This window comes from Bradyrhizobium sp. CCBAU 53338, assembly GCF_015291665.1.
Classification (GTDB): Bacteria; Pseudomonadota; Alphaproteobacteria; order Rhizobiales; family Xanthobacteraceae; genus Bradyrhizobium.
Map to the genome: position 1 here is coordinate 6,307,341 of NZ_CP030048.1, position 9,283 is coordinate 6,316,623.

Genomic DNA, 9,283 nt, shown 5'->3' on the forward strand with positions numbered 1-9,283 from the left:
CGCCATTCCATGATCTTGTCTTGGAGCGACCGTGTGCCGTCGAAAAAGGTTGGTTCGTGGAGCGTATTGTAGAGCGCCGGGATGCTCGACCCGATCGTGACCGCAATGGTCGCGTGGATCAGCGAGGCGAAGACGACGAAGATGGCGACGCCAGGGTCGCCGACGAGATCGTGGTTGCCGCAGAGCTTAAGCAGCAGCGCGGCGGCGGCGAAGGTCGGAAAACTCTAGAGGGTCATGGTCAGCGCAAAGCCTTCGAGCGCGTTGCGTGGGCGAGACTTTTTTCGCGGCGGCGGTGACGGCCATGGCACGCCTCCCTGATGACACGCGGATGATGGTATCCGCGGTATCAAAGGGGAGATGTGAGATGGCTCACGCGCCTTAATCGGCCACCGGAACTGCGGTGCAATGGATTCCGGGCTCGCGCCAAGTGGCGCGCCCCGGAATGACGGGAGACGCCTACAGCTTGCCCTGACCGTTCACCTGGCTCTGTTGCTGCTGCTTTTCCTGCTCTTTGGCGTGATGGCGGCCGTAGAGGCAGCCGGCGGCGGCGCCGAGCATGCCGTGGTGGCCGGCGTAACGGCCGGCGACGCCGCCGACGATGGCGCCCTTGATGCAGCCCTTGGCATTGGCGGCGGAGGTCGCGCCCAGCATGAGCAGCGCGGCGGCGACGGCGAGAAGCGGGGATTTCATGGGTTGATGTCTCCTGCGGTGTCGGCGTTTCAACGAGCGAGGAGCGGGCCGGGTTCCCCGCTTGTGTGAACCGCCGTCCGTCGAAGTGCGACCAAGCGCTGAAGTCCCCTGTGTTTTTGCGGATTGATGCACCCGCGCGCCGCGCGATAGCGTTCGCGGTCCACGGCCAACGCGGGCGGGAGCAGCATGACGGTTGAATCGTTGAACAAGCAACGCGTACTGCACCTGCTCGACGCGTTCGCGCGCGGCGACATCGAGGCGGCGCTGTCGTGCTGCACGGACGACGTCGACTTCCTCACCCACGCCCCGATCGACGTGCTGCCGCATATGGGCCCGCGTCACGGCAAGGCCGAGCTGCGCGAGCTCTGGCAGACGGTGTGGTCGCGCTATCAGGACATCCGCTACAAGGCGCCGCAAATCGTCGCCGACGGCGACGACGTCGCGACCTATCTGCACGGCTATTTCACCAAGCGCAGCAGCGGCCGCATCGTGCAGTTCGACATGGCCGTGTTCTACACCTTCCGGAACGGGCAGGTCGCGCAGATCCGCGAGATCATCGATTCCTACGATCTGGTGCAGCAGGTGCTGGAGCGGGAGATCGGGCCGCTGATCGCGGGGGCGGGCGTCGACGAAGGGTAGACCCTGTCGTCCTGACGAAAGCCGGCGAAAGCCGGGACGACATCGAGTACTGGCGCGCCCCGGCTTGTCTCGCCTCTCCCCACACCCATCCGTGGGGCGCCCCACGTGGAACCGGCCCCCGGCCGGGACCGGTAAATTACGGGGTTCTATTGCAAATCTCACACTTTGCGCTCACTTGTGCATTGCAAAAACGTGAATTGCGTTTTGGCCGAAATGCCGTATTTGTTCGTACACAAATGAGTTGACCGGCCCCGGGGCACCCTACGGTGCATGGGGTTGTTTTCCGTTTTTCTGCAAGCCAGCGTCAGGACGGCCCAAATGACAGAGCACAGCCTCTGGCGTTTCTCGCGCGCGTTGCACCGCGCGATCAACGACCGGCATTTCGAGGACATCGAGGCCCTGATCGACGAGGACGTCGAGTGGGCGATCTACGGCCCGATCGACATGTTTCCGTTCCTGGGCGCGCGCCAGGGCAAGGCGGCCGTGCTCCAGGTCATCCGCCAGCTCGCCGACAATTTCCGCGTCCGCCGCTTCGACCGCGAGAGCATCATGCTGGGCGTCGATTCCGCCTCCTCGATGCTGCGCTATTCGCTGACGGCGCTGGATTCCGACAAGCCGATCAGCCTGCGCGTCGCGCAGTTCGCCCAGTTCAGGGCTGACAGGCTGATCAGCATGCGCGTGCTCGTCGACACGTTCGATCTGGTCGAGCAGGCACTCGGCCGCGCCATTCATCTGCCAAAGATGACCAGCGTCGGCTGAGGGGGACACCAACGGGCTCCGCAATGCGGGACCGACGATTGATGCTCCCGCGACGCGTACTGGCCTCCAGCCCCGCCGGACACTGTCGTGGAGATGCTCGTCGTCGGGGCGCGCGCGATCTGCGCGCGGCCCGTTGGTTCGTCATTCCGGGTGTGGGCAGCGCCACAATTTCGCAACGATAGCGCCGCATCCTCCGCGCGATCTGGGCTTGCGGGCAAGGCAATGGAATTCACGACAGGTTTCGGCTGGAGCAGGCTGCCGTTGGCGGCCGCGTTCATTTTCGGCTCGGTGCTGACGGCCCAGGCGCAGATCATTCCGCCCTTCTCCCCGCCTCCCGGCGCGACCGCGCCCGACGACGAGGAAGCCGAGGTCGCCGAGACGACCCCCGATGCCAACGACGCCGACGTGCTCAAAGGCATCGACGTCGACAAGCTCGACTGGAGCCAGCTCGCCATCGACGCCGGCACGCTCAACGACATCATCACCGCCAAGAAGCGGGCGCAGGCCGCCGCCAACAACGGCATGAACTGGTCGTCCAACGCCAACATCAACGGCTCCTCGGCCGTGACGGTGAAGCAGTCGGTGTCCTCGTTCTGGGACACCCGCGTCGGCGCCGACATGACGGTGACGAAGGAGCCGACCACGATGTCGGAGCTGCTGGCGCTGAAGGCCGAGAATGGCGGCAGCCTGCCGCAATCCTCCGGCAGCGCCTGGGCCGCCGCCACCGCGCCGGGCGCGGGCGCGATCTGGGACAAGACCGCGGTGGAAGCCCGCGTCGATCCCGGCAGTGAGCAGAGCAAGCTCGGCGCGTTGCTGACCAAGTCGGTGCCGCTGTCGAGCGATTATTCGCTGACGCTCCAGAACGGCTACAGCGTCAACCAGCAAGGCACCACGGCGCTGCCCGGCGTCGGCGGCCACATCACCCGCAACTACGAGACCGACCAGTCCGCCAAGGTCACGATCACCGATACCGGCACCAGCATCATCGCCGGCCAGACCATGTCGACCAGCGACGACAGGTGGCTGCGCAAGGTCGGCGCCGAGCAGAAGCTGTTCGACAACGTCACCGTCTCCGGCTCGGTCGGCGAAACCTCGCAAGGCGCGGTCAACAAGAGCGTGACGGCCGGCTTCAAGAAGACCTGGTGAGCCGTCTTCAGACTTCCCTAACCATACGCCACGGCAAGGCCCCCGAATGGTCCGCCCTTGCCGCATCTCGGCCCTGTTGCGGTCAAAATCGGACGCCCAGATGCACCGGCCTGACACACATCGTCGTGCGGGGGACACTCGCGCCGCGCTCAACGCGAACAGGGGAATAACGATGAACGCCATCCGTCCGGAAAAGGTTGAAGCAACCGAGACCGAAACCGTCGACAGCAATCTCGCCGCCGTGACGGAAGTCGAAGCCGGCATCCGCGATTTCGTCCGCAACGACATCGCCTATCTGCGCCGGCCGGCCGCCGCCACGACCGCCACCGACGCGCCGCCGCTCGATCCGAGCGCGGAAGCCACCGTCACCAACGTCAACTCGCTGATCCAGCGCGTCGCCGGCACCTCGCTCGCCGAGATCGAGAATCTGATCTCCGAGCTCGAGAGCCTGCGCGACCTGCTCCATGCCGAAGGCCAGCGCGTCCAGCGCGAGATCTCGGGCTACGCCCAGCTCAGCCAGGCCGCGATGAAGTCGACCCGCATGATCGCCGACAACGTCGCCCAGTGGAAGCGCGCCGCCGACGGCCTGCGCAACAGCTGATCGAGCGAACCAGGCATCACCACCAGCCGCCGCGTTCCGAAAGGGGCGCGGCGGTTTTTGATTCCGGGGTGGAGATCGGGCTCAATCTTGAACCCTCCGCCCATCCCCGGCGACCAATGCCTGGCGCCCGTGCCACTGACGGCTGGGCCTGGGGACTCTTTCAAATGGAAAGCATTCGGCCCGACAACACGGACCCGATACCGCTGCGGCCCGCGCCGAACCAGTTCGGGACCATCATGATGCGTTTTGTCGGGCTGCTGGCGGTTGCGATCGCGATCCTGGCGCTCGTCTATAGCCGCTGAGGGTGGGTGCCGCGTCGCGGCCCCGTGCGGAGGCCACTTCGTGGCCCCGCGGAGTTAACGAGCCTTAACGGCTCGCCTCGACCGTCGAGGCTTCCAGGGTGTAGGCGCCGTCGGCGTAGCCCTTCACCACCATGCCGGCAACCAGCATCACGGCCAGCGTCGCGGTAGCGAAGATAAATCCGACCAATTTCAGTGCGCCGCGGTCTGCCATAGTGCTCGTCCCCTGTACTCTGCCCAGTTCGTTCAAATAGACAGCGACAGGTTCATAATTGGTTAGCAACTCGATGGTTCCGGCAGCCTGCTTCGCGAGGCGCCAGCCATCTTGCGGAGGCTTATGGCAGCCACCCCGAATCGCGTCCATAGCGCGCGGGCAACACTTGCGCGCTCATTTCAGCCGTTCATTTTGGAACCGGTCTAACTGCCATTCCGCATCGGCACGAAGGCGCTGGCGGTGATGGAATAAACCTCCTCGCCGCGCTGGTTGGTGCCGGTGGTGCGCGCGGTCAGGATGCCCCAGCCCGGACGCGAGGCGGAGCTGCGCTTGTCGATGACGACGTTGGAATAGCTGATGATGTCGCCGGCGAGCACCGGCTTGATCCAGCGCAGGTCGCGAAAGCCCGGTGACGGCCCCCACACCGCGATCTCCTCGCCGCGCGCGGTGGCTTCACGCGCCAGGCGCTGGCCATCGGCGACAAGCAGGCTCATGCAGGCCGAGCCGACATGCCAGCCGGAGGCAGCCAACCCGCCGAACAGGGAGTTCTTGCCCTCCTCCTCGTCGAGGTGAAAACGCTGCGGATCGAACTTCGCCGCAAAAGTCCTGATGGACTCCGCGGTGAACGCATAGGTGCCGATGTCGCGGCGATGGCCAACCTCGATCTCCTCGAAGAACCGCATCAGACCGCTCCCGCCCGCCGCTCGATCAGGATCGGCGAGGTCATCTCGCAGAGCGCTTCGCCCCTGGCGTTGCGCACGGTGCACTTGAACTTGACGATGCCGAGGTTCGGCCTGCTCTTCGAGGTGCGCGCTTCGATCACATCGACATCGAGCATCAGATCGTCGCCCGGCCGTAGCGGTGACAGCCAGCGCACCTCGTCGACCCCGGGCGATCCCAGCGAGGCGGCGCGGGTAATGAAACCGTCGGCCATCATCCGCATCATCAGCGAGCAGAGGTGCCAGCCTGAGCCGGACAGGCCGCGCAGCATGCTCCTGGAGGCGGCCTCCTCGTCCAGATGCATCGGCTGCGGATCGAACTCGGCGGCGAAGGCCAGGATCTCGTCGCGGGTCACATGGCGCGGGCCGAACGTTCCGTAGCGGCCGGTCGGGAAATCTTCGAAGGTCAGGGTCATCTTTAGGAAAAGCTTTGCGGGAAGGACAGATTGTGGCCGCACTTTGCGGCAATCTCAACCCGCCGGTCCGCATGGCTCGTGCTACATTCGACGAGTCGGGCCGGACCTGCCTCATTGTTCTGATGGCGCGGCCGGGGCGCGATCTGCCCGGGGGAGAGAGATGTTTTCATTCAGCGATCTGTTTCAGTGGGACCGCTTCATCACGCCGACGATCATCAAGACCTTCTACTGGCTGGTGATCGGCGTGATCTGCCTGTTCGGCCTCTCCGGAATTTTCGCCGGCCTCACCGCGATGGCGATCAGCCCGTTCGCCGGCTTCCTCGTCGTGCTGGAATCGATCGCGGGCGTCGTCGTCGGCGTGGTGTTCTCGCGCATCGCCGCGGAATTGATCCTGATCGTGTTCCGCATCAACGAGCATCTCGGCGCCATCAGGGATCAGGGTGGCGGGATGCAGTGACGGCACGCACAGGTGCCGTCGACGCCTCTTCCACATTAAACCGGAATGCATCACGTCGCCCGCCGGCGACGCCATGTTCCTTGCCTTCGAGGCGCAGCTCGCCGGCATGGCGGCCTGCCACCGAGATAGGCGTATCAGGCGCGACGTCGTTCTTCACCGCGTATTTACGCACGAATGCGAGGCTCGGCAGCAGAGGCGCGGGGCGCCGCGAGGGTCAGGAGCGAATGTGGTGCGCAAGATCGAGAATCCGGTGCTGCGGGCCGGTGCGCGCCTGTTCTTCGCCTGTCGGCGCGCCTGGCTGACGCTGCGGTACGGGCGCCGGCTCCAGCTCGGACCCGGGATCGTGTTCAAGGGTCGGCTGGTGCTCGGTCCCGGGGTCCGGGTGTCGATCGGTGAGAGCTGCCGGATCGGCAAGCGCGTGCTGATCACCGGGCGTGGCCAGGTGACGGTCGGCAATGACACCTTGCTCAACGGCTGCTGGATCGGCTGCGAGCAGAAGGTCGACATCGGATCGTTCTGCCTGATCAGCGACTGCGACATCGTCGACACGGACTTTCACAACCTTCCCCCGCGGCTTCGGCACGAGCCTGCGGTTGCTCGGGCCGTCGCGCCGGTGCACATCGGGGACAACGTGTGGGTGGGCGCACGCTCGATCGTGCTCAAGGGAGTGACGATCGGCGACCACTCGGTCGTGGGCGCCGGAGCGGTCGTGCGTGAGGACGTCGCCCCGCGCGTGGTCGTCGCCGGGAATCCGGCGGCTGTCGTCAAGCAGTTCGGCGACGACGAATAGGCAGGCGCCGTCGTTGCGGCCTTACGTATTGAAGCGGAAATGCATGACGTCGCCGTCGGCGACGACGTATTCCTTGCCTTCGAGCCGCAGCTTGCCGGCATCACGCGCGCCGGCTTCGCCGTTGAACGCGACGTAGTCCTGATAGGCAATCGTCTCGGCGCGGATGAAACCCTTCTCGAAATCGGTGTGGATCACGCCGGCCGCGCCCGGCGCCTTGGTGCCGCGATGGATGGTCCAGGCGCGCGCTTCCTTCGGGCCCACCGTGAAATAGGTGATGAGGTCGAGCAGCGTGTAGCCGGCGCGGATCAGGCGATCGAGGCCGGCCTCTTCCAGACCCAGCGTCTCCAGGAAGTCGGCCCGCTCCTCGCGCGAGATCGTCGCAATCTCGGATTCGATCTTGGCGGAGATCACGACGGCGACCGCGCCTTCCTTGGCGGCCTGTTCCTGCACGGCCTTCGAAAACGCATTGCCCGTGGCGGCGGAGCCCTCCTCGACGTTGCAAACGTAGAGCACGGGCTTGGACGACAGCAGGCCGAGCATGCCGAAGGCGCGCTCTTCTTCGGCCTTGCGCTCGACGAGGCGCGCGGGCTTGCCCTCGCGCAGCAGCACCAGCGTGCGGTTGACGAGGTCGAGCTGCTCCTTGGCGTCCTTGTCGTTGCCCTTGGCCTTCTTGGTGAGGTTGTCGACGCGCTTTTCGAGGCTGTCGAGATCGGCGAGCATCAGCTCGGTCTCGATGGTCTCGATGTCGGCGAGCGGAGCGATCTTGCCCTCGACATGGGTGATGTCGGAATCCTCGAAGCAGCGCACGACATGCGCGATGGCGTCGACCTCGCGGATGTTGGCGAGGAACTGGTTGCCGAGACCTTCACCCTTGGAGGCGCCGCGCACGAGGCCGGCGATGTCGACGAAGGTCAGCCGGGTCGGGATGATCTGCGCTGATTTGGCGATCGCCGCGAGCTTGTCGAGCCGCGGATCGGGCACGGCGACTTCGCCGACGTTCGGCTCGATGGTGCAGAACGGATAGTTCGCAGCCTGCGCCGCGGCCGTCTCGGTCAGCGCGTTGAACAAGGTCGACTTGCCGACATTGGGCAATCCGACGATTCCGCATTTGAATCCCACGAGCCTATTCCTTGCCGTTCTCGTCCTTGGTCAAAAATCCCTTCGCCTGCATCGCAAGATGCACCCTGTTGGCGAAGGTCGCGTCAGTGCCCTTGGCGATCAGTGCGGCGTGCTCGGCCACCGCGTCGCAGAGCGTCGTCACCCACTCGTTGTCGGCCTTGGCGAAGTCCGACAGGACATGGCCGTGCACCATCTCCTTGACGCCGGGATGACCGATGCCGAGCCTGACACGGCGATACTCGTTGCCGATATGCGCCGATATCGAGCGCAGACCGTTATGGCCGGCGATGCCGCCGCCGATCTTCACCCGCACCTTGCCCGGCGGCAGCTCGAGCTCGTCGTGAAACACCGTGGTATCGCCCGGCGCGATCTTGAAGAAGGCCGCCGCCTCCTGAACGCTGCGGCCGGAGTCGTTCATGTAGGTCGTGGGCTTGAGCAGGATTATACGCTCGGTGCCTAGCGTGCCTTCCGAGGTCTCGCCCTGAAAGCGACGGCGCCATGGTGCGAAACCATGACGCCGTGCGATCTCGTCCACGGCCATGAAGCCGATATTGTGCCGGTTACGTGCGTATTTCGCGCCGGGATTGCCGAGCCCAACAAAGAGTCGCATGACGCGGCGCGCCCCTCAGCCGGCACGCGATCCGGGGACCGCGCGCCGGCTTCTCGAGAGATTACTTCTTCTTGTCGCCGCCGGCCGGAGCCTTGGCAGCCGCCGCAGGCGCAGCAGCGCCCGCAGCCGGAGCCGCAGCACCCGCAGCCGGAGCAGCGGCACCCGCCGCCGGAGCGGCGCCGCCGGCAGCAGCCGCAGCCGCGGCCTTCTGCTCTTCGGCGTAGCCGGACGGCGGCACGATGGTGACGAGGGTCGCGTCGGCGCGGGTCAGCGCCTTCACGCCGTTCGGCAGCTTGACGTCAGACAGATGCAGCGAATGACCGATTTCCAGCGAGCCGACGTCGGCCTCGATGTACTGCGGAATGTTCTCGACACCGCATTCGAGCTCGATCGCGTGGGCCACGATGTTGACCGTCCCGCCGCGCTTCACGCCGGGCGAGCCTTCCGCCTTCACGACATGCAGCGGAACGCTGATGCGGATGGTGGCGCCTTCGCCGAGACGCATGAAGTCGACGTGGATCGGGAAATCCTTGACCGGATCGAGGTGATAGTCGCGCGGAATCACGCGGTGCTTCTTGCCATCGAGGTCGATGTCGACCAGCGTGGTCAGGAACCGGCCGGCGAGGATGCGCTGGCGCAGTTCACGATCTGCAATCGAGATCGTCAGCGGGGGCTGGTTGTTACCATAGATCACTCCGGGCACTCTGCCGGCGCGACGCTCAGCCCGGGCGGCCCCCTTGCCGCTCTTCGGACGTGCGGTCGCCTTCAATTCCTTGACGGTCGTCGCCATAGTCTAAGTCCTTGTTTTTGCAAAAGTTAATGGG

Annotated in this window: 15 protein-coding genes; 8 read left to right on the top strand and 7 right to left on the bottom strand. The window is 65.4% G+C overall.

The genetic code is table 11. The annotated features are described in order from the left end of the window. The first annotated feature begins 81 nt into the window (after positions 1-81). Positions 82-228 (top strand): hypothetical protein, encoded by a 147-nt coding sequence (locus tag XH90_RS39160; protein WP_246755618.1) that lies wholly within the window; start codon positions 82-84, stop codon positions 226-228. Positions 229-456: 228 nt separating this feature from the next. Here XH90_RS39160 and XH90_RS29555 read toward each other — a convergent pair whose 3' ends face one another. Next, on the bottom strand, positions 457-690 hold the full coding sequence (locus tag XH90_RS29555; protein ID WP_194477783.1) for a hypothetical protein: 234 nt from the start codon (positions 688-690) through the stop codon (positions 457-459). Between the two features lie 186 nt (positions 691-876). Here XH90_RS29555 and XH90_RS29560 point away from each other — a divergent pair, with 186 nt between their 5' ends. From XH90_RS29560 to XH90_RS29580, 5 genes are all read left to right on the top strand, one after another. Then, positions 877-1,329: a nuclear transport factor 2 family protein gene (locus XH90_RS29560; RefSeq protein ID WP_194477784.1), complete on the top strand. Its 453-nt coding sequence runs from the start codon at positions 877-879 to the stop codon at positions 1,327-1,329. A 318-nt stretch (positions 1,330-1,647) separates the two neighbouring features. Beyond that, the gene (locus XH90_RS29565) at positions 1,648-2,088 is read left to right on the top strand and encodes a nuclear transport factor 2 family protein (RefSeq protein ID WP_194477785.1); all 441 of its coding nucleotides are present in this window, start codon (positions 1,648-1,650) and stop codon (positions 2,086-2,088) included. Positions 2,089-2,310: 222 nt separating this feature from the next. Continuing rightward, positions 2,311-3,234: a hypothetical protein gene (locus XH90_RS29570; RefSeq protein WP_194477786.1), complete on the top strand. Its 924-nt coding sequence runs from the start codon at positions 2,311-2,313 to the stop codon at positions 3,232-3,234. Between the two features lie 172 nt (positions 3,235-3,406). Then, complete coding sequence (locus XH90_RS29575; RefSeq protein WP_194477787.1) at positions 3,407-3,835, top strand: hypothetical protein; 429 nt, start codon at positions 3,407-3,409, stop codon at positions 3,833-3,835. A 164-nt stretch (positions 3,836-3,999) separates the two neighbouring features. Further along, positions 4,000-4,137, top strand: coding sequence for a hypothetical protein (locus XH90_RS29580; protein WP_194477788.1), 138 nt, complete (start codon positions 4,000-4,002; stop codon positions 4,135-4,137). Between the two features lie 64 nt (positions 4,138-4,201). Here XH90_RS29580 and XH90_RS29585 read toward each other — a convergent pair whose 3' ends face one another. The 3 genes from XH90_RS29585 to XH90_RS29595 form a co-directional block, all read right to left on the bottom strand. Then, on the bottom strand, positions 4,202-4,348 hold the full coding sequence (locus XH90_RS29585) for a hypothetical protein (RefSeq protein ID WP_194477789.1): 147 nt from the start codon (positions 4,346-4,348) through the stop codon (positions 4,202-4,204). A 203-nt stretch (positions 4,349-4,551) separates the two neighbouring features. Beyond that, the gene (locus tag XH90_RS29590) at positions 4,552-5,031 is read right to left on the bottom strand and encodes a MaoC family dehydratase (RefSeq protein ID WP_194477790.1); all 480 of its coding nucleotides are present in this window, start codon (positions 5,029-5,031) and stop codon (positions 4,552-4,554) included. After that, entirely contained in the window at positions 5,031-5,483 is a 453-nt protein-coding gene (locus XH90_RS29595; RefSeq protein ID WP_194477791.1) for a MaoC family dehydratase, read from the bottom strand. Before XH90_RS29595 ends, XH90_RS29590 begins: the two co-directional genes overlap by 1 nt. A gap of 160 nt (positions 5,484-5,643) precedes the next feature. Here XH90_RS29595 and XH90_RS29600 point away from each other — a divergent pair, with 160 nt between their 5' ends. Next, positions 5,644-5,940: a DUF4282 domain-containing protein gene (locus XH90_RS29600; RefSeq protein ID WP_194477792.1), complete on the top strand. Its 297-nt coding sequence runs from the start codon at positions 5,644-5,646 to the stop codon at positions 5,938-5,940. Between the two features lie 229 nt (positions 5,941-6,169). After that, complete coding sequence (locus XH90_RS39710; protein ID WP_305853154.1) at positions 6,170-6,730, top strand: DapH/DapD/GlmU-related protein; 561 nt, start codon at positions 6,170-6,172, stop codon at positions 6,728-6,730. A 21-nt stretch (positions 6,731-6,751) separates the two neighbouring features. On the opposite strand, the gene ychF is transcribed toward XH90_RS39710, so the two are convergent. The 3 genes from ychF to XH90_RS29620 all read right to left on the bottom strand — a co-directional run bounded on the left by ychF (position 6,752) and on the right by XH90_RS29620 (position 9,249). Continuing rightward, positions 6,752-7,849: a redox-regulated ATPase YchF gene (ychF, locus tag XH90_RS29610; protein ID WP_194477794.1), complete on the bottom strand. Its 1,098-nt coding sequence runs from the start codon at positions 7,847-7,849 to the stop codon at positions 6,752-6,754. A gap of 4 nt (positions 7,850-7,853) precedes the next feature. After that, complete coding sequence (pth, locus tag XH90_RS29615; protein ID WP_194477795.1) at positions 7,854-8,459, bottom strand: aminoacyl-tRNA hydrolase; 606 nt, start codon at positions 8,457-8,459, stop codon at positions 7,854-7,856. Positions 8,460-8,520: 61 nt separating this feature from the next. Beyond that, positions 8,521-9,249 carry a 50S ribosomal protein L25/general stress protein Ctc gene (locus tag XH90_RS29620; RefSeq protein ID WP_194477796.1) on the bottom strand — a complete coding sequence of 243 codons (729 nt, stop codon included), beginning with the start codon at positions 9,247-9,249 and terminating at the stop codon, positions 8,521-8,523. Positions 9,250-9,283: the final 34 nt, after the last annotated feature.